The sequence below is a fragment of the Spongiactinospora sp. 9N601 genome (assembly GCF_044326295.1).
Classification (GTDB): domain Bacteria; phylum Actinomycetota; class Actinomycetes; order Streptosporangiales; family Streptosporangiaceae; genus Spongiactinospora; species Spongiactinospora gelatinilytica.
This window is the reverse complement of the sequence record NZ_JBIRBB010000024.1, coordinates 1-22,018: the sequence shown is the minus strand read 5'-3', so window position 1 is coordinate 22,018 and position 22,018 is coordinate 1. Positions and strand designations below refer to the sequence as shown.

General features: G+C 73.1%; 3 protein-coding genes. All 3 read right to left on the bottom strand.

All coding sequences use genetic code 11. The annotated features are described in order from the left end of the window. Positions 1-48: 48 nt before the first annotated feature. The 3 genes from ACH34R_RS39155 to ACH34R_RS39145 are packed head-to-tail and all read right to left on the bottom strand — an operon-like array spanning position 49 to position 21,998. A complete protein-coding gene (locus ACH34R_RS39155; protein ID WP_397566657.1) occupies positions 49-10,437 on the bottom strand; it encodes an SDR family NAD(P)-dependent oxidoreductase in 10,389 nt (3,462 codons plus the stop codon). Beyond that, positions 10,418-16,276 (bottom strand): SDR family NAD(P)-dependent oxidoreductase, encoded by a 5,859-nt coding sequence (locus tag ACH34R_RS39150; RefSeq protein WP_397566656.1) that lies wholly within the window; start codon positions 16,274-16,276, stop codon positions 10,418-10,420. Before ACH34R_RS39150 ends, ACH34R_RS39155 begins: the two co-directional genes overlap by 20 nt. Next, entirely contained in the window at positions 16,269-21,998 is a 5,730-nt protein-coding gene (locus ACH34R_RS39145) for an SDR family NAD(P)-dependent oxidoreductase (protein ID WP_397566655.1), read from the bottom strand. Before ACH34R_RS39145 ends, ACH34R_RS39150 begins: the two co-directional genes overlap by 8 nt. Between the last annotated feature and the right edge of the window lie 20 nt (positions 21,999-22,018).

Genomic DNA, 22,018 nt, shown 5'->3' with positions numbered 1-22,018 from the left:
CACGGGCTTCGCGCGGCGAAGCCCCCTAAAACGCCCCTGAAAGGCCCCCTAATTCGAGGTCCCGAGTTCTCCGTCGAGAATGTCGAACAGGTCCTCCGCCGTCGCGTCCACGAGGTCGTCGCCGCCCCACTGGGACACCAGCGCGCGCAGCCGCGCGGCGGCTCTGGCGCGTTCGTCCCCGGCGGCAGCGGACAGCGCGGACTCCAGCTTGTCGATCTCCTCATCGAGCGTGGCGGGCGCGCTGGTGGTGAACCGGCCGCCGAGGTAGGCGGCGATCGCGGACGGGGTGGGCCGGTCGAAGACGAGCGTGGCGGGCAGGCTCAGCCCGGTCGCGCCGGCGAGCTGGTTGCGCAGCTCGACCGCGGTCAGCGAGTTGAACCCCATCTCCAGGAAGCCGCGCAGCGGGTCGATGTCCTGGGGGCCGCCGTGCCCGAGTACGGCGGCGGCCTGGCCGCGGACCAGGTCCAGCAGCAGCCGATCGCGCTCGGGGCCGGTCAGCCCGGCGAGCCGGTCGCGCAGGTCAGGGCCGGACTCGGGTTCGGCGGCCCGGCGCGGCGCGACCCGGGCGAACCCGTGCAGGAGCGCCGGTAGCTCGTCGGTCCGGGCGCGCAGCGCCGCCTGGTCCAGCTTGACCGGCACGACCACCGCCGCGTCCGCGTTCAGCGCCTCGTCCAGGAGGCGCAGGCTGTCGCGCGCCGGGAGCGCGGGCAGGCCGAGCCGCCGCATCCGGCGCAGGTCGGCGTCGGTCAGCTCGCCGCCGAGGCCGGTGTTCACCTCCCACATGCCCCAGGCCAGCGACTGCGCGGGCAGTCCCGCCGCGCGGCGGTGCCCGGCCAGGGCGTCCAGGAAGACATTGACGGCGGCGTACGTGGCCTGGCCCGCGGCCAGTACCAGACCCCCCGCCGAGGAGAACAGCACGAAGGCCCGCAGGTCCAGGTGGCGGGTCAGCTCGTGCAGGTGCCAGGCGGCGTCGGCCTTGGGCCGCAGCGCCGACGCCAGGCCCGCCGCGTCGAGGCCGCCGAGCACGCCGCTGTCCGCGACCCCCGCCGCGTGCACGACCGCACTCAGGTCACGGCCCTTCAGCAGGGCGGCCAGCGCCTCACGGTCGGCCGCGTCGCAGGCCGCGATCTCGACCTCCGCGCCGAGCGCGGTCAGGTCGTCGCGCAGCTCGGCCGCGCCGGGCGCGTCCAGGCCACGGCGGCTGACCAGCAGCAGATCTCGTACTCCGCGCTCGGTCACCAGGTGCCGGGCCACCAGCGTGCCCAGGCCACCGGTGCCCCCGGTGACCAGCACCGTGCCCGGCCACCCCAGGTCGCCGTGTGGTGCGGCGGCCGGGTCCGGCATGCGGGTCAGGCGGGGTACGTACGCCTGCCCCTCGCGCAGCGCCAGTTCCGGTTCGCCCGCCGCGACCGCCGCCGCGAGCGCCTGCTCCGACGCCGGGCTGCCGTCGGTGTCCACCAGGACGAACCGGCCCGGCGTCTCCGCCTGCGCCGCCCGCACCAGCCCCCAGATCGGCGACTGGTCCAGGCCGTCCAGGGTCTCGTCCGGGCGGACGGCCACCGCGTGGCGGGTCACCACCGCCAGGCAGCGCTCACCCGCTGGGCGGTTCTGGAGCATCGCGAGCGTTTCGCGGGCCTGCGTATGGGTGCGGTCCAGCAGGTCGCCGGGGTGTTCGGGGGCCCTGGCGATGACGACGTCGTGGGCGTGGCGGGCCGGGAGCGGGACGGTACGCCACTCGATGCCGTACAGCGAGCCACCGTGCACCGGGCCGAGCTGTTCGGCGGACACGGCCCGCGACACGAGCGAGGTCACCGACGCCACCGGCGCGCCGGAGGAGTCGGCCACATGGATGGACGTCAGCTCGTCGCCGTCCAGCCGGCCCAGCCGCACGCGCAGCGCGGGCGCGCCGGGCGCGTGCAGAGTGACGCCGTTCCAGACGAACGGGAGCAGCGTGGGGCCGTCCTCCAGCAGATCGACGTGCATCGCGGCGTCCAGCAGCGCCGGGTGGACGCCGTAGCGGCCGGCGTTCGCGTCGTCCGGCAGCGCCACCTCGGCGAACAGCTCATCGCCGCGCCGCCAGGCGGCCCGCAGGCCCTGGAACACCGGACCGTAGGCGTAGCCGCGTTCGGCCATCCGGGCGTAGGCGTCGGCCACCGGGACGGGGGCGGCGTCGGGCGGCGGCCAGGTGGTCAGGTCCACGGGGAAGGGCTGGGGGGAGCGGGTCAGCGTACCGGAGGCGTGCAGCACCCAGGTGGTGTCGTCGTCGGCGCGGGAATGCACCTGGACGCCGCGCCTGCCGTCCTCGTCCTCCGCGCCGACCACGACCTGGATCACGCGGGCGCGGGCTTCGGGGAGAACCAGGGGGGCTTGCAGGGTCAGCTCTTCGATGGTGCTGTAGTCGAGCTGGGCGGCGGCTTGGAGGGCGAGTTCGACGAAACCGGTGCCGGGGAGGATGACCTGGCCGAGTACGGTGTGGTCGGCCAGCCAGGGCTGGTCGTTGACGGACAGGCGGCCGGTCAGGACGACGCCGCCGGTACCGGGCAGCGTGACCACCGCGCCGAGCAGGGGGTGGTCCGCTGCCGTCTGTCCGAGGGAGGCGGGGTCGCCGGTGCCGCCGCCGGTGTTCAGCCAGTAGCGTTCGTGCTGGAAGGCGTACGTTGGCAGGTCCACCCGGCGGCCCCGGCCGGTGAGGATCGTCTTCCAGTTCACGGCCAGGCCAGAAGCCCAGGCCCGGCCCAGCCCCGACCACAGGGCCTCGATCTCGGGGCGGTCCTTACGCAGCAGCGGCACGAACAACCGCTCCTCGTTCATGGCGCTCAGCACACCATCGGGACCGATCTCCACGAACCGGGTGACTCCGTCTTGAGCCATCGCCGCCACGCCGTCCTCGAACCGGACCGTCCGGCGCACATGCTCCACCCAGTACTCCGGCGAGCACACCTCTGGCCCGGCCCAGGTACCGGACACGTTCGACACCAGAGGGATACGCGGGCTCGCATACGTCACCTTCGCGGCGGCCTCGGCGAAGTCCGCAAGCATCGGGTCCATCAGGCCCGAGTGGAACGCGTGCGAGACCCGCAACCACCGAGACCGCCACTCCACCCCGGCCGCGAACTCCTCCAAAACCTCCCGGACTCCAGACAGCACCACCGCGTTCGGGCCGTTCACCGCGGCGATCGACAGATCGAGCCCTTCTATCGCCTGAGTGACATCGGCTTCGGTAGTGGCGACGGCGAGCATCGCCCCGCCCTCCGGCAGAGCTTGCATCAGCTTGCCCCGGGCGGCGACCAGCGCCGCGCCGTCCTGAAGGGAGAACACTCCCGCGATGTGCGCTGCGGCCAGCTCACCGATCGAGTGGCCCATCACCGCATCCGGCACCACGCCCCACGACTCCACCAGCCGGTACAGCCCCACTTGCAGGGCGAACAGGCCGCACTGGGCGTACGCCGTCTGCTCCAGAGCGGCGGCATCGGACCCCCACATCACCTCGCGAAGCGGACGATCCAGCACCTGATCAACCACCGCGCAGACCTCGTCCACCACCCCGGCGAACACCGGGAAAGCGTCATAGAGTTCACGGCCCATCCCGAGCCGCTGCGATCCTTGACCGGAGAACAGCATCCCGGTCCGGCCACCCACTGGCTCAGCCCCCGGGACCAGCCCGTCCAGGCCATCGAGCAACGTCTGACGATCACCCGCCACGACCACGGCACGCCGTTCAAGAGCGGCCCGGTTGGTCAGCGAAAACGCCACGTCGGGCAGTTCCAGCTCAGGGTGCGCACGCAGATGCTCGGCCAACCGACCGGCCTGCTCACGCAAACCGCTCTCACTCCGCGCCGACACGATCACCGGCAGCACCCCGGACGGCTGAGACTCGGCAGGCTCCTCCGCCTCCGGGGCCTGCTCGATGATCACATGTGCGTTGGTGCCACTGATCCCGAACGACGACACCGCCGCCCGCCGGGGCCGGTCCGCCTGTGGCCACTCCCGGGGTTCGACCAGCAGCTCAACGGCCCCGGCCGACCAGTCCACATGGGGAGTCGGTTCATCCACATGCAACGTGGCCGGAAGCATGCCGTGCCGCATCGCCATGATCATCTTGATCACCCCGGCCACGCCCGCCGCCGCCTGCGTGTGACCGATGTTCGACTTGATCGACCCCAGGTGAAGCGGCTCCGACCGCCCCTGCCCGTAGGTGGCGAGCAACGCCTGGGCCTCGATCGGGTCGCCCAGCGTCGTCCCGGTGCCGTGAGCCTCGACCACGTCCACATCGCGGGTCTCCAGCCGGGCGTTCGCCAGCGCCTGACGGATCACCCGCTCCTGCGAAGGACCGTTCGGCGCGGTCAGCCCGTTCGAGGCCCCGTCCTGGTTCACCGCCGAACCCCGCAGAACCGCCAGCACCTCGTGCCCGTTCCGCCGGGCGTCCGACAGCCGCTCAAGTACGAGCACGCCGACGCCCTCCGACCAGCTCACCCCATCCGCCGCACCCGCGAAGGACTTCGACCGCCCGTCCGAGGCGAGCCCGCCCTGCCGGGAGAACTCCACGAACGAATCCGGCGTCGCCATCACGGTCACACCCCCGGCCAGCGCCAGCGAGCACTCCCCCTGCCGCAGCGACTGCGCCGCCAGATGCAGCGCGACCAGCGACGACGAGCACGCCGTGTCCACCGACACCGCCGGACCCTCCAGCCCGAACGTGTACGACACCCGCCCGGACACCACGCTGGCCAGGCTGCCGTTGCCGAGGTAGTTGGCGAGTTCGTCGGGCACCTCGCGGAGCCTGCTGGCCCAGTCGTGGTACATCACCCCGGCGAACACGCCGGTCCGGCTGCCGCGCAGCCCGTGCGGGTCGATCCCGGCCCGCTCGAACGCCTCCCAGGTCGCCTCCAGCAGCAGCCGTTGCTGCGGGTCGGTGCCCAGAGCCTCCCTGGGACCCATGCCGAACAGGCCGGCGTCGAAGTCGGCCGCGTCGTGCAGGAATCCGCCCTGGCCGTCGAGGTCCCAGCCCCGGTCGGCGGGGAAGCCGGAGATCGCGTCCACCTGGTCGGAAACCAGCCGCCAGAGGTCTTCGGGGGTGCGCACACCGCCGGGGTACCGGCAGCTCATCGCGATGATCGCGATCGGGTCGCCGTCCGTGGCCACCGCGACGGCGGCGGGGGCGGCGGGCGCGGCGCCCACGGCCTTGGCCTTGATGTGGGCGGCCAGGGCGCGCGGGGTCGGGTAGTCGAAGACCAGCGTGGCGGGCAGCCGCAGGCCGGTGGCGGCGTTGAGCTTGTTGCGGAAGTCCACGGCGGTGAGCGAGTCGAAGCCGATCTCGCTGAAGGCGTGCTCGGGGTCCACCCGTTCCGGGCCGCTGTGGCCGAGGGCGGTGGCGGCGTGCCTGCGTACCAGGTCCACGAGTTCGGCGTCGGAGAGCGCGGCGAGCCGGTCGAGGGCGGACGGCCCGGCGGCCGGGTCGGCGCCGCGAGCGGTACGGCGGGCCGGGGCCCGGACCAGGTTCCGCAGTACGGCGGGCAGGTCACCGCCGCGTCCGCGCAGCGTGGCGAGGTCGAGGCGGACCGGTACCAGCGAGGTCTCCTCCGGCGCGGCGAGCGCCGCGTCGAACAGGGCGAGCCCATCGGAAACGGGCAGTTCGAGCACCCCGGATCGGCGCATCCGCGCCACGTCGGCCTCGGTGAGCAGGCCGCCCATGCCCGCGCCGTCGCCCCACAGGCCCCAGGCGAGCGACTGCCCGGCCTGCCCGTTCGCCCGGCGATGCAGGGCGAGCGCGTCCAGGAAGGCGTTGGCGGCGGCGTAGTTGGCCTGGCCGGCGCCGTCCATGATGCCCGCCACGGAGGAGAACAGCACGAACGCCGGCACGTCGGGCAGCAGGTTGTGCAGGTGCCAGGCCCCGTCCACCTTGGGACGCAGGACCGTGGCGAGCTTGGCGGGCGTCATGGACTCGATCACACCGTCGTCCAGGACTCCGGCCGCGTGGACCACCGCGCCCACGTCGCGACCGCGCAGGAGTGCGGCCACCGCGTCCCGGTCGGCGATGTCGCAGGCGGCGATCTCGACGTCCGCGCCCAGCGCCACCAGGTCATCGTGCAGTTCGGCCGCGCCGGGCGCGACCACGCCACGCCGGCTGACCAGCAGCAGGTTGCGGACGCCGCGTTCGGTCACCAGGTGGCGGGCGATCAGCGCGCCCAGGCCGCCGGTGCCGCCGGTGATCAGTACCGTCCCGACCGGCGGTTCCGCCTGGGCTCTGGCGACGTTCGCCCTGGTCAGGCGGGGTACGAACACCTCGCCGCCCCGGACCGCGACCTCCGGCTCGTCGCCCGCGAGCAGCACGGGCCCGTCGGTGTCCACCAGCACGAACCGGCCCGGGTGCTCGTCCTGCGCCGCCCGGACCAGGCCGTGGACCGCCGCGCCCGCCAGGTCGCGGACGTCCTCGCCCGGCCGTACGGCGGCGGCCCCCCGCGTCACGATCGCCAGGCGGGAACCCGCCGGACGCTCGGTGGCCAGCCAGTCCCGCAGCACGTCCAGGGCGCTCGCCACCCGGCCATGCGTGCCCGCCAGAACGTCATCGGTGACCGGTGTCTCGAACACCGTTACCTCAGACCCCGGCGTCTCGGGGGCGTGGGCGGCCGGGACCCATTCCCGGCGGTAGAGCCGGACGTCGGTACCGGTATCAACGGACACCGGGCGCATCGTGAGAGATCGGACCGAGGCCACGGGCGAGCCGGTGGCGTCGGCGAGGGTCAGGGTCAGCGCGTCGGCGGCCTCCGGGGAGGCCGTCACCCGGACCCGCAGGGTGGTGGCGTCGGTGGCGTGCAGGGTCAGCCCGGTCCAGGCGAAGGGCAGCACGGTGTCCTCGCCGCCTGGCTGGAGGTGGTCGGTGGCGTGCAGCGCGGCGTCGAGCAGGGCCGGGTGCAGGCCGTACCCGGCCACCTCGGTCCCTTCGGGCAGGGCCACCTCGGCGAAGAGTTCGCCGCCGCGCAGCCAGGCCGCGCGCAGGCCACGGAAGGTCGGGCCGTACCCGTAGCCGCGCGCCTTCAGCGCCTCGTACAGGCCGGAGACGTCGATCGGCTCGGCGGCGGGCGGCGGCCACGCGGTCAGGTCGGCGGTCTCGGCGGCCGGGTTCGTGCCGAGCAGGCCGGACGCGTGGCGGGTCCACGGGTCGTCGTCGGCGGCGCGGGAGTACACGGCCATCTCGTGGCGTCCCGGCTCCTCCGCCGCCGCGACGACCACCCGTACGGTACGGCCGCCCTGGGCGGGCAGCACGAGGGGGTTCTCCAGGGTGAGTTCCTCGACGCCCTGGCAGCCGACCTGGTCGGCGGCGTGCAGGGCGAGTTCGACGAACGCGGTGCCGGGGAGCATGATCTGGCCGAGCACGGCGTGGTCGGCGAGCCAGGGCTGGTCACCGGCCGACAGGCGGCCGGTCAGCACCAGGCCGTCCGACTCCGGCATCGCCACCAGCGCGCCGAGCAGCGGGTGCCCGGCCTGCTGCACGCCGAGCGCGGTCACGTCGCCGGTTCCGGTGGTCGGGTTCAGCCAGTACCGTTCGCGCTGGAACGCGTACGTCGGCAGGTCCACCTGACGGCCCCGGCCGGCGAGTGCGGTCTTCCAGTCCACCGCCACGCCGGACACCCAGGCCCGGCCCAGGCCCGACCACAGCGCCTCGATCTGGGGGCGGTCCTTGCGCAGCAGCGGGACGAACACCCGCCCGTCGCCGTCCAGGGCGTTCTCGGCCAGGCCGGTGAGCACGCCGTCGGGGCCGATCTCCACGAACCGGGTCACACCGTCGTGAGCCAGCGCGGCCACGCCGTCACCGAACCGCACCGCCTGACGCACATGCCGGACCCAGTACTCCGGCGAGCACACCTCTTCCCCCGCCCAGGTACCGGACACGTTCGACACCAGCGGGACACGCGGACGCTCGAACCGGACCGCGCGGGCCTCAAGCTCGAACCGCTCCAGCATCGGGTCCATCAGCCCCGAGTGGAACGCGTGCGACACCCGCAACCACCGGCACCGCCACTCCACCCGGGCGGCGAACTCCTCCAAAACCTCCCGGGCCCCGGACAGGACCACGGCCGAAGGCCCGTTCACGGCGGCGATCGACAGATCGAGCCCTGCCACGGCCTCGGTAACGTCGGCTTCGGTGGCGGCGACGGCCAGCATCGCGCCGCCTTCGGGAAGGGCCTGCATCAGCGTGCCCCGGGCGGCCACCAGCGCGGCCCCGTCCTCCAGGGAGAACACCCCGGCCACATGGGCGGCGGCCAGCTCGCCGATCGAGTGGCCCATCACCGCATCGGGCAGCACGCCCCACGACTCCACCAGCCGATACAGCCCGACCTGGAGGGCGAACAGCCCGCACTGGGCGTACGCCGTCTGCTCCAGAGCGGCGGCATCGGAACCCCACATCACCTCACGCAGCGGACGGTCAAGGTAGCCATCGACCACCTCGCACACCTCGTCCACCACGGCGGCGAACACCGGGAAAGCCTCATACAGCTCCCGGCCCATGCCAAGCCGCTGCGACCCTTGACCCGAGAACAACAGTCCGGTCCGCCCCGGCACCGGCCCCGCGCCGAAGTCCAGCCCGTCCAGCAGCCCATCACGATCCCCGGCCACGGCCACGGCACGCCGTTCCAGCGCCGCCCGCGCGGTCAGCGAAACCGCCACATCGGACAGTTCCAGCTCCGGATGCTCGCGCAGGTGCCCGGCAAGCCGCTCGGCCTGCTCGCGCAACCCGGCTTCGGTTCGCGCCGACACGATCAGCGGCAGCACACCGGACGGCCGAACCTCGGCGGGCTCCTCCTCCGGGGCCTGTTCCAGGATCACGTGCGCGTTCGTTCCGCTGATCCCGAACGACGACACCCCGGCCCGGCGCGGCCGGTCCACCTCCGGCCATTCGCGGGCCTCGGTGAGCAGTTCCACCGCCCCGGCGGACCAGTCCACATGCGGCGTCGGCTCGTCCACGTGCAAGGTGGCGGGCAGCGTGCCGTGCCGCATCGCCATCACCATCTTGATGACGCTGGCGACACCGCCCGCCGCCTGGGTGTGGCCCAGGTTCGACTTGATCGAGCCGAGCAGCAGCGGCTCGTCCCGGTCCTGCCCGTAGGTGGCGATCAGGGCTTGGGCCTCGATGGGGTCGCCGAGCCGGGTTCCCGTGCCGTGCGCCTCCACGACGTCCACGTCGGCCGGGGCGAGGCCCGCGTCGGCCAGCGCCTGCCGTACCAGGCGCTGCTGCGAAGGGCCGTTCGGCGCGGTCAGCCCGTTGGACGCGCCGTCCTGGTTGATCGAGGTGCCACGGACGACGGCGAGCACCGGGTGCCCGTTGCGGCGGGCGTCCGAGAGACGTTCGAGTACGAGGATGCCGACGCCCTCGGCGAAGCCGGTGCCGTCGGCGGCGGCGGCGAACGGCTTGCAGCGGCCGTCCGGGGCCAGCCCGCGCTGCCTGCTGAAGGCGGTGAACATGCCGGGGCTGCCCATGATGGCCACGCCGCCGACCAGCGCCAGCGAGCTTTCGCCCCGGCGCAGCGAGTGGCAGGCCAGGTGCATCGACACGATGGCCCCCGAGCAGGCGGTGTCCACCGTGATGGCCGGGCCTTCGAGGCCGAGCACGTACGCGACCCGGCCGGAGATCACACTGGGGGCGTTGCCGGTCATCAGGTAGCCGTCGAGACCGTCCGGCGCGTCATGGACGCGGACGCCGTACTCGTGGACCTCCGCCCCGACGAACACGCCCGCAGGCTCGCCGCGCAGCGAGGTCGGGTCGATGCCCGCGCGCTCCAGCGCCTCCCAGGCCACTTCGAGAACGTGCCGCTGCTGCGGGTCCATCGCCGTGGCCTCGCGCGGGCTGATGCCGAACAACCCCGCGTCGAACTCGGTCGCGCCCCTCAGGAAACCGCCCTGGCGGACGTAGCTCTTGCCGGTGGCATTCGGGTCGGAGTCGAACAGGTCGTCCAGGTTCCAGCCACGGTCGGCGGGGAAGTCCGACAGGACCTCGCGCTCCTCGACGACGAGCCGCCACAGGTCGTCGGCCGAGGCGATGTCGCCGGGGAACCGGCAGCCGATGCCGACGACCGCGATCGGCTCGCCGTCGTGGGCCGGGCCGTTCACCCGTACGGCGGCGGGCGCGGCCAGGCCCAGCACCTCGCTCTCGATGAACGCCGCCGCGGCGGCGGGCGTCGGGTGGTCGTAGGCCAAGGTCACGGGCAGGTCCAGCCCGGTGGCCTCGACCAGGCGGGCGTGCAGGTCGACGGCCGCGAGGGAGTCGAAGCCGACCTCCTTGAACGGCCGGTCGGCCGCCACCCGGGCGTCCGGGGCGATGTCGCGCAGCACGGCGGCGGCATGCCCGATGATCAGGTCGAGGAGGAAGCGGCGGCGCTCGGCCGCGGGCAGGGTGTCAAGCTGCCTCCTGAGCGCGGCGTCACCGGATTCGACGGGCATTCGCCTCTCCCAACAGCGTCGTGAGCCAGTTTTCGATGACCGTGACGGTCTCGTGGGCTTGGTCTTCGATGATCGAGAAGTGGTCGCAGGGCAGCTCGACGATGGTGTGAGCGCCGTCCCAGTTCGCCCGCCAGGAGTCGTCCTCGGCACCGTCGGGGGCGACCCACGCTTCGGGCCGCACGAACAGCGTGGGCACGCCGATCTCGCGCACCTCGCAGGTTTCCAGCAGCCCGGAGTACCAGCCCATGCCGGCCAGCCGGGCGCTGTTGAACGGGCCGAACATCGCCTCCCGGTCCAGCAGCCCCGCAAGCAGGGACGTCCACAGCTCGCCCATGGCGGAACTGTCCGGCGAGTACGTGTCCAGCAGCACGAGCCCGGCCGGGGCGACGCCGCGTTCCTCCAGCAGGCGGGCGGTGGCATGGGCGAAGACGCCGCCGGCGGAGTAGCCGACGAGGACGGCGGGCTCGCCTTGGGAGTACTCCACGACCGCGTCGGCCCAGCTCTCCAGCAGGACATCGGTCGTCGCGGGCAGCTTCTCCTCGGTCGCGAAACCGGGCATCGGCAGCGCGTACACGTCCCGTGCGCCGCGCAGACCGGCGGCCATCCGGGCGAACTGGTGGCTGCTGCCCGCGGCGATGTGCGAGCCCACGCAGAACAGCCGTGGCCGCGCGGGCCCTTCGGCCAGCCGTACGGCGGGCGGCAGGTCCCCAGTCGCGTCGAACGTCGGCCGGAGCGCGCCCGCCGCCCGCAGGAACGCCAGACCCTCCGCGCCCTTGCCCGCGCGTACGGCGGCGCGGAACAGCGCGCTGACCGTGTCGGGGCTGTCGGCGGGTGCGTCGGTGGCCTGCGCGGCCAGCCGGGCGTGCAGTTGACCGGCGACCTGGCGAGCGGTGGGGTGGTCGAAGATGAGCATGGTCGGCAGGCGCATGCCGATGGCGGCGCCCAGCCGGTTTCGCAACTCCACCGCGCCGAGGGAGTCGAAGCCCAGCTCCAGGAAGTTGCGGTCCGCGTCGATGACGTCGGCGGAGCGGTGGCCGAGCACGGTCGCGACGTGGGCGCGCACGAGGTCGAGTACGGCGGCGTCGCGATCGGCCTCGGGGATGCGGGCCAGGGCCTCCGCGGAGAGCTGCTGCCCGCCCGCGGCGCTTCTGCGGGCCGCGGGGACCAGGCCGCGCAGCAGGAGCGGCAGGGTGTCGCCCCGGGCGCGCAGCGCCGTCAGGTCATACCGCACCGGCACCAACGCACCCGCATCGGCCGACAGTGCGTGATCGAACAGGGTCAGGGCCTCTTCGACCTCGAAGGGCACCATCCCCCACCGGCGGATGCGCTGGACCTCCGATTCGCCGAGCTGCCCGCCAAGGCCGTGTTCACCGCCCCACAGACCCCAGGCCAGGGACACCACCGGACGTCCCTGCCCGCGAGCCTGCTGGGCCAGACCGTCCAAGAACGCGTTACCCGCCGCGTAGTTCGCCTGACCCGGATTGTCCACCAGCGACGCGATCGAGGAGAACAACACCAGCCTCGTTTCCCTGGGCAGCAGGTCGTGCAGATGCCAAGCCGCGTCCACCTTCGGCCGCAACACCCGCTCCACCTGCTCGGGCGTCAACTCGGCCAGCACCGCGTTCGAGCCGATCCCCGCCGCATGCACCACCGCACCAACCGACCGGCCCGCCAGCAGATCGGCCACCGCCCGCCGATCGGTCACATCACACGCCACGACCTCCGCGCCCAGCTCATCCCGCAACTCAACCGCCCCCGGCGCATCCAGGCCACGGCGGCTGACCAGCACCAGGTCTTTCACCCCGTGCTTGGTGACCAGGTGCCGGGCCACCAGCGCACCCAACCCACCCGTACCACCGGTGATCAACACCGGACCCCCCAGCACAGGAGCGGTGTCGATGATCTCGGTTCGGGCCAGGCGCGGGATCAACACCCGCCCATCACGGACGGCGATCTGCGGCTCATCCCCCGCCAGCAGTACCGGCCCGTCGGTGTCCACCAGCACGAACCGGCCCGGATACTCCGCCTGCGCCGACCGCACCAGACCCCACACCGCCGCACCCGCCAGATCGGTCACGACTTCGGTGGCAGAAACCGCCACCGCGCCATGGGTCACCACCACCAGCCGGGACTCGGCGGACCGCTCCTCACTCACCCACTCCTGAAGGACGGTCAGCACTTCCTGGACCGCCGCGCGTACCCCCTCCGGCCCATCACCGGCCGGACACCGCAGCACCACCGCCTCCGGTTCGTCCAAAGCCGTCCCCGCGCCGCCCTTGACCCAGTCGATCCGGTACAGCGAGGACCCGCCGCCGCTCTGGGCCGCGCCGAGTTGCCGCGGGGAGACCGCCCGCATGGTCAGCGAGTCGATCGTGGCCACCGGCTCCCCCGCCGTGTCCACGAGGTCGATGGACAGCACGTCCGGCGCGTCCGGCGCGGCCACGATCCTGGCCCGGACGCTGGAAGCCCCCGCCGCGTGCAGCGTCACCCCGCTCCACACGAACGGGATCAGCGGCCCTTCCTCCTGCCGCTCGCCGCCGTCCAGCAGCGCGGCACCGTGGAGTACCGCGTCGAGCAGCGCGGGGTGCAACCCGCCCGCCACCGGCGTGTCCTCGGGGAGGGCGACCTCCGCGAACACGCCCTCGGGGGTGCGCCACGCGGCCTGGACGCCCTGGAAGACCGGCCCGTAGCCGTAGCCGCGGTCGGCCAGGTCGTCGTAGAACCCGGTCAGGTCGATCGGTTCGGCGTCCGGGGGCGGCCACGTCGCCCAGCGGGCTCCGGTACCGCCGCCGGGCGCGAGAACGCCGGAGGCGTGCAGGGTGTCACCCGGGCCGCGTACGCTCAGCGAGCGCCGTCCGGCCTCGTCGGCCGCCTCCACGATCACCTGGACGGCGACCCCGCCGTCCTCCGGGATCACCAGCGGCGCGTGCAGCGCCAGTTCCTCCACGACGCCGCAGCCCACCTCGTCACCGGCGCGGATCGCCAGCTCCACGAACCCGGTGCCCGGCAGGATCACCTGGCCGAGCAGGGCGTGGTCGGCCAGCCACGGCTGCGTCCTGACCGACAGCCGGCCGGTCAGCACCACGGAACCGGGCAGCGTGATCACCGCGCCGAGCAGCGGGTGATCGGCCGCGGTGAGCCCGGCCGCGGACATGTCGCCGGCCTCGGCGGCCGGTTCCAGCCAGTACCGTTCGTGCTGGAACGCGTACGTCGGCAGCTCCACCCGGCGGCCCGGCCCGCTCGCCGCCGCCCAGTCCACGGGCAGCCCCCCCGCCCACGCCTCGCCCAGCGAGGCGAGGAACCGCCGCGGCCCGCCCTCGTCCCGGCGCAGCGTGCCGATCACCAGGGCGTCCGCCCCGGCCGCCTCGGCGGTCTCGGTGACGCCGACGGTGAGCACCGGGTGCGGGCTGGACTCGACGAACGCCCGCATGCCGCGTTCCAGCAGCATCTCGATCACGGGCGCGAAGCGGACCGTCTCCCGCAGGTTGGTGTACCAGTACTCGGCGTCGAGCCGGGCCGTGTCCACCGGGCCGCCGGTCACGGTGGAGTAGAACGGGATGTCGGCGGTGCGCGGCTCGACCTGCGCAAGGTCCCGCAAGAGCCGGTCGCGCAGGGTCTCGACGTGCACGGAGTGGGAGGCGTAGTCCACGGGGATGCGCTTGTGCCGTACGTCGCGTTCGGCCAGTACGGCGGCCAGCTTCTCCAGCTCCAGCCCGTCGCCGGACACCACGACCGAGGCCGCGCCGTTGACCGCGGCCACCGACAGACCGGGCAGGCCGGTCGCGCGCAGCAGCCCGGCGACCTCCGCCTCGCCCAGCGCCACCGACATCATGCCGCCGCCCAGCCCGGCCAGCGTCTCGCCGATCAGCTTGCTGCGCAGCGCGACCACGCGGGCCCCGTCGCGCAGGCTCAACGCCCCTGCCACGCAGGCCGCGGCGATCTCACCCTGCGAGTGGCCGACGACGGCCGCAGGGCGTACGCCGTGCGCCCGCCAGTGTTCGGCCAGCGACACCATCACGGCCCACAGGACCGGCTGGACCACGTCCACCCGTTCCAGCGACGGCGCGCTGCGCAGCATGTCCGGCAGCCGCCAGTCCACCCACTCGGCCAGCGCGTCCCCGCACGCGCCCATGGCCTCGGCGAACGCGGGCGAGGAATCCAGCAACTCCAGGCACATGCCTGCCCACTGCGAACCCTGCCCAGGGAAGACGAACACCGGCTTGGGCACTGCGGGCGGCGCGAGGCCGACATCGCCGTGGCCGTCCGCCAGGGCGGACAGCCCGTCCAGTACCTCGTCCCGGTCATGCCCGGCCACGACCGAGCGGTGTTCGAGGCGGGCTCGGGTCGTGGCCAGCGAGTAGGCGACGTCCGCGACGTCGAGGTCCGGGTGGGCGCGCAGGTGGGCGGTGAGCCGTCCGGCCTGGGCGCGTACCGCGGCCTCGGTCCTGGCCGACAGGGCGAGCGGCACGATGGACGCGGGGGCGGGCTTCGACGGCTCCGGCGGCTCCTCGCTCGGGGCCTCCTCCAGGATGATGTGCGCGTTGGTGCCGCTGGCCCCGAACGACGAGATCCCGGCCCGCCGCGGATGCCCGTTCGCCTGCCAGGGGCGTTCCTCGGTGAGCAGCTCGACCGCGCCCGACGACCAGTCCACATGCGGCGTCGGCGCGTCCACGTGGAGGGTGCGGGGCAGCATGCCGTGCCGCATCGCCATCACCATCTTGATCACGCCGGCGACGCCGCCCGCCGCCTGGGCGTGCCCGATGTTGGACTTGATCGAGCCGATGGCGAGCGGCCGGTCGCGGTTCTGCCCGTACGTGGCCAGCAACGCCTGCGCCTCGATCGGGTCGCCCAGCTTGGTACCGGTACCGTGTGCCTCCACGGCGTCCACCTGGTCGGCGGGCACCCGGGCGTTGGCCAGCGCCTGGCGGATCACCCGCTCCTGGGAGGGCCCGTTGGGCGCCATCATGCCGTTGGACGCGCCGTCCTGGTTGACAGCGCTGCCCTTGATCACGGCGAGCACGCGGTGCCCGTTCGCGCGGGCGTCGGACAGGCGTTCCAGCGCGACCAGGCCGACGCCCTCCGACCAGCCGGCCCCGTCGGCCGCCGCCGCGAACGCCTTGCACCGGCCGTCCGCCGCCAGCGCCCGCTGCCTGCTGAACTCGATGAACATGACCGGCGAGTACATCACCGTCACGCCGCCCGCCAGCGCCAGCGAGCACTCCTTCTGGCGCAGCGACTGCACCGCCAGGTGCAGCGCCACGAGGGAGGACGAGCACGCGGTGTCCAGCGACACGGCCGGGCCCTCGAAGCCGAAGGTGTAGGCGACCCGGCCAGAGACGACGCTGCCCGCCGTGCTGTTGTCGCCGTAGTCGTGGTACATGACCCCGGCGAACACGCCGGTGTCGGTGCCGCGCCGCGTGTGCGGGTCGATCCCGGCGTGCTCCAGCGCCTCCCACGCGGCCTCCAGCAGCAGCCGCTGCTGCGGGTCCATGGTCAGCGCCTCGCGGGGGCCGACGCCGAAGAACACCGGGTCGAAGTCGGCGGCCTCCCGCAGGAACCCGCCCTCTTTCACATACGAACTATTGGGCCGCGCGCCCTCCGGGTCGTAGATCGTCTCCAGGTCCCAGCCACGGTCGCCGGGGAACTCGGAGATCGCGTCCTCCCCCGAGGCGACGAGCCGCCACAGATCGTCCGGCGAGGCCACCCCGCCCGGGTACCGGCACGACATGCCCACCACGGCGATGGGCTCCCGCGACGCGGCCACCACCTTGCGCAGCCTGTCGGTCTCCTTGGCCGACGCCCGCAGGGCCTCGACCAGCCGCTCTTCGGACTTACTCATCCGCGTTCCACGCTTCCCCTGAGGTGTCGTCGAGTACCAGGTTGATCAGGCTTTCGGTGTCCATGTCGTCGATGTCGCCGCCGTTGTTGGTCTGGGTGCCGCCGTTGTGACCGGCCAGTTCCATGAGCCGGTCCAGCAGGCCGGAACTCTTCAGGCTGGTCAGCGGGATCGACTCGATGATCTTCCGGATCGCCTCGTCCTCCTCGCTCCCGGCCATTTCCTTGCGGATCCGCTCCGCGAGGGCCTGGGCGTTCGGGTGGTCGAAGATGACGGTGGCGGGCAGGCGCAGGCCCGTCGCGGCGTTGAGGCCGTTGCGCAGCTCCACCGCGCCGAGCGAGTCGAAACCCAGCTCCTGGAAGGCGCGCTGGGGGCCGATGGCGTCGGCGGAACGGTGTCCGAGCACGGTCGCGACGTGGGTGCGCACGAGGTCGAGTACGGCCTGGTCGCGTTCCTCCAGGGAGAGCGCGTCCAGCTTTCTGCGGAACGCTTCGGCGTTCGTCGCGGTCGTGGCGGCGGTACGGCGTTCCTTGGGCAGCAGGCCGCGCAGCAGGTGCGGGAGGGTTTCGCCCCGGGCGCGCAGCGCGGCCAGGTCGTACCGCACCGGGACCAACGCGGGCGCGTCGGTGGCCAGTGCGTGATCGAGCAGGGTCAGGGCCTCTTCGACCTCGAAGGGGACCATCCCCCACCGGCGGATGCGCTGGACCTCCGATTCGCCGAGCTGCCCGCCAAGGCCGTGTTCACCGCCCCACAGACCCCAGGCCAGGGACACCACCGGACGTCCCTGAGCCCGCGCTTGGTGAGCCAGGCCCTCCAAGAACGCGTTCCCGGCCGCGTAGTTCGCCTGACCTGGGCTGTCCACCAGGGAGGCGATCGAGGAGAACAACACCAGCCTCGTTTCCCTGGGCAGCAGGTCGTGCAGGTGCCAGGCGGCGTCCACCTTCGGCCGCAACACCCGCTCCACCTGCTCGGCCGTCATCTCGGCCAGCACGGCGTTGGAGCCGATCCCCGCCGCGTGCACCACCGCGCCGACCGTGCGGCCCGCCAGCAGATCGGCCACCGCCCGCCGATCGGTCACATCACACGCCACGACCTCCGCGCCCAGCTCATCCCGCAACTCAACCGCGCCGGGGGCGTCCAGACCACTGCGGCTGACCAGCACCAGGTCTTTCACCCCGTGCTTGGTGACCAGGTGCCGGGCCACCAGCGCACCCAACCCACCCGTACCGCCGGTGATCAACACCGGACCCCCCAGCACAGGAGCGGTGTCGATGATCTCGGTTCGGGCCAGGCGCGGGATCAACACCCGCCCATCACGGACGGCGATCTGCGGCTCATCCCCCGCCAGCAGTACCGGCCCGTCGGTGTCCACCAGCACGAACCGCCCCGGATACTCCGCCTGCGCCGACCGCACCAGACCCCACACCGCCGCACCCGCCAGATCGGTCACGACTTCGGTGGCAGAAACCGCCACCGCGCCATGGGTCACCACCACCAGCCGGGACTCGGCGGACCGCTCCTCACTCACCCACTCCTGAAGGACCGTCAGCACTTCCTGGACCGCCGCCCGTACCCCCTCCGGCCCATCACCGGCCGGACACCGCAGCACCACCGCCTCCGGCGTCGGCTCGGCGGACGGAAGGTCGGCCGGGGACCAGTTCAGCCGGTAGAGCGAGTCGCGCTGCCCGGTCTGCGCGGCCTGGATCTGCTCGACGGACACCGGCCGGGCGACCAGCGATCCGATCGACGCCACCGGCTGGCCTGCCGGGTCGGCCAGCTCGACCGCCATCTGATCGCCTGTGGTGACGATGCGTACCCGGACGGCGGACGCCCCCATCGCGTGCAGCGACACCCCGCTCCAGGCGAAGGGGACCATCGGGGTCTGCGGCCCGTCCATGGCGCGGACGGCGAGGGAGTTCACGTGCATGGCGGCGTCCAGCAGGGCAGGGTGCAGGCCGTAACCCGTGGTGGTGACGTCGTCCGGCATGGCGACCTCGGCGTACAGGTCGCCGCCATGCCGCCAGGCGGCCCGCAGTCCCTGGAAGGCGGGGCCGTAGCCGTAACCGGCCGCCGCCAGCTCCTCGTACACCCCGGCGACGTCCAGGACCTCGGCTCCCGGCGGCGGCCAGGCCGTCGCCTCCCACGTCTCGCGCTTGTCGTCGGGGGCCACCGTGCCGGATGCGTGCAGCGTGGTACCGGACGAGGCCACGCTGTAGACCGCGACCGGACGACGCCCGGCCTCGTCAGCGCCCTCTACCACTACCTGGATCGCGATTCCGCCCTCATCGGGCACCACCAGCGGCGCGTGCAGCGTCAACTCCTCGACGCTCCGGCACTCCACCCGGTCGGCGGCCTGCAACGCCAGTTCCACGAAGGCCGTCCCGGGCAGGATGACCTGCCCGAGTACGGCGTGGTCGGCCAGCCACGGCTGCTCGCCGATGGACAGACGGCCGGTCAGCACCACACCACCCGAACCGGGCAAAGAGATCATCGCGCCCAGCAGGGGATGATCGGCGGGGCGCTGCCCCATCCGGGTCACGTCCCCGGCCTCGTGCGCCGGTTCCAGCCAGTAGCGTTCGCGCTGGAAGGCGTACGTGGGCAGGTCCACCCGGCGGCCTCGGCCGGCGAGTATGGTCCTCCAGTCCACAGCCAGACCGGAGGCCCAGGCGCGGCCCAGCCCGGCCCACAGGGCTTCGATCTCGGGCCGGTCCTTACGCAGCAGCGGCACGAAGACCCGGCCGTCCTCCAGGACGGCTTCGGCCAGGCTCGTCAGCACCCCATCCGGCCCGATCTCCACGAACCGGGTCACACCATCGGCGGCCATCGCCGCCACACCGTCACCGAAGCGCACCGCCCGGCGCACATGCTCCACCCAGTACTCCGGCGAGCACACCTCCGGCCCGGCCCACGTACCCGACACGTTCGACACCAGCCGGGTACGGGGCTGCTCGAACTTCACCCGGGAAGCCGCTTCCGCGAATGCGTCGAGCATCGGGTCCATCAGGCCCGAATGGAACGCGTGCGACACCCGCAGCCACCGGCACCGCCACTCCACCCCGGCCGCGAACTCCTCCAAAACCTCCCGGGCCCCGGACAGCACCACCGCCGAAGGCCCGTTCACAGCGGCGATCGACAGATCAAGCCCTGCCACGGCCTCGGTAACGTCGGTTTCAGTAGCGGCGACCGCGAGCATCGCCCCGCCCTCCGGCAACTCCTGCATCAACTTGCCCCGGGCCGCCACCAGCGCCGCCGCATCCTGAAGGGAGAACACTCCCGCCACATGGGCGGCGGCCAGCTCGCCGATCGAGTGGCCCATCACCGCATCCGGCAGCACACCCCAGGACTCGACCAGCCGATACAACCCCACTTGCAGGGCGAACAGCCCGCACTGGGCGTAGGCCGTCTGCTCCAGCTCAGCGGCATCCGAGCCCCACATCACCTCACGAAGCGGACGATCCAACACCTGATCGACGACGGCGCAGACCTCGTCCACCACACCGGCGAACACCGGGAAGGACTCGTACAGCTCCCGGCCCATCCCAAGGCGCTGCGAACCCTGCCCCGAGAACAAAAGACCGGTCCGCCCCGGCACCGGCCCGGCCCCCGGGACCAGCCCGTCCAGCCCGGCCAGAAGCTCGTCCCGGTCCCCGGCCACGACGACCGACCTGTTCTCCAGCGCCGCCCGCATCGTGAGCGAGCGAGCCACATCGGCGATCTCCAGCTCCGGACGCGTACGCAGATGCTCGGCCAACCGACCGGCCTGCTCACGCAACCCCGCCTCGCTCCGCGCCGACAGGACCACCGGCACCACACCGGACGGCTCTACCTCGGCAGGCGGCTCCTCCGCTTCCACGGCCTGTTCCAGAATGATGTGCGCGTTCGTCCCGCTGATCCCGAACGACGACACCCCCGCCCGGCGCGGCCGATCAACCTCCGGCCACTGCTGCGCCTCGGCCAGCAGTTCGACGGCCCCGGCCGACCAGTCCACATGGGGCGTCGGCTCGTCCAGGTGAAGGGTGCGGGGCAGTACGCCGTTCCGCATGGCCATCACCATCTTGATCACACCGGCCACGCCCGCCGCCGCCTGCGTGTGCCCGATGTTCGACTTGATCGAGCCCAGCCACAGCGGCTCCTCGCGGTCCTGCCCGTAGGTGGCGAGCAACGCCTGCGCCTCGATCGGGTCGCCCAGCGTGGTACCGGTGCCGTGCGCCTCCACCACGTCCACATCGGCTGTGGACAACCGAGCATTAGCCAGGGCCTGCCGGATCACCCGCTCCTGCGAAGGCCCGTTCGGCGCGGTCAGCCCGTTCGAGGCCCCGTCCTGGTTGACCGCCGAACCCCGGAGAACGGCCAGCACCTCGTGCCCGTTGCGGCGAGCGTCCGACAGCCGCTCGACCACCAGCACGCCGGCGCCCTCACCCCAGGCCGCGCCATCGGCCGCCGCCGCGAACGACTTGCTCCGCCCATCGGGGGCCAGCCCCCGCTGCCGGGAGAACTCCACGAAGGAGTCCAGCGTGGCCATCACCGTCACCCCGCCGACGAGTGCCAGCGAGCACTCCCCCTGCCGCAGCGACTGCGCGGCCAGGTGCAGCGCGACCAGCGACGACGAGCAGGCCGTGTCCACCGACACCGCCGGACCCTCCAGCCCGAAGGTGTAGGACACCCGGCCCGACACCACGCTGCCGCTGCTGCTGGAGTCGGCGTAGTCGTGGTACATCACCCCGGCGAAGACCCCGGTCCGGCTGCCCCGCAACCCTTGCGCGTCGATGCCCGCCCGCTCCAGCGCCTCCCACGAGACCTCCAGCAGCAACCGCTGCTGCGGGTCCATCGCCAGCGCCTCACGCGGGCTGATCCCGAAGAACCCCGGATCGAACTCCGCCGCGTCGTACAGGAACCCGCCGTCGCGCACATACGAGTGACCAGGCAGGCCAGGCTCCGGGTCGTACACCGCGTCGGTGTCCCACCCGCGATCGGCCGGGAACCCGGAGATCGCGTCCACTCCCCCGGCCACCAGCCGCCACAGCCCCTCGGGCGAGTCCACCCCGCCCGGGTACCGGCACGACATGCCGACGATCACGATGGGATCGTCGTCGAGAGGCACCGCCGCCTGCACCGGAGCAGCCGCACGCGCGGTCCCGGCCAGCTCACCCAGCAGGTACTCCGCCAACGCGCCCGGCGACGGGTAATCGAAGACGAGCGTCGCCGGAAGCCGCAACCCGGTCACGGAGCCCAGTCCGTTGCGCAGTTCCACGGCGGTCAGCGAGTCGAACCCGAGCTCGGAGAACGCCCGCTCCGCCTCCACCGCCTCCGGCGAGCCGTGCCCCAGTACCGAGGCCACCTGGGCCCGGACCAGGTCCACCACCACGCGCTCCCGCTCGGCCTCGGTCAGCCCGGCCAGCCGTGCGCCCAGCCCGTCCGCCGGTGCCGTCTCGGTGGCCCGGTCCCGCTGGGCCGGCACCAGGCCGCGCAGCGCGTTGGGCACGGCCTCGCCCTGCGCGCGCAGCGCGGCCAGGTCCAGCTTCACCGGCACCAGCGCCGGGGCGTCCGCCCCGAGCGCCGCGTCCAGCAGGCCCAGCCCTTCCTCGGCGCTCAGCGCCAGGACTCCGCCACGCCCGGCGCGCGACCGGTCCACCTCGGCCAGCGTGCCGCCCATGCCCTCGGCCTGCTCCCACAGACCCCACGCCAGCGACAGACCACCCCGCCGCCGCGAAGCCAGCGCGTCCAAAAACGCGTTGCCCGCCGCAT

What these genes read in the sequence shown, in the direction of transcription:
- ACH34R_RS39155 (WP_397566657.1), bottom strand. Translation starts at nt 10,437, where the DNA reads ATGCCCGTCGAATCCGGTGACGCCGCGCTCAGGAGGCAGCTTGACACC.
- ACH34R_RS39150 (WP_397566656.1), bottom strand. Translation starts at nt 16,276, where the DNA reads ATGAGTAAGTCCGAAGAGCGGCTGGTCGAGGCCCTGCGGGCGTCGGCC.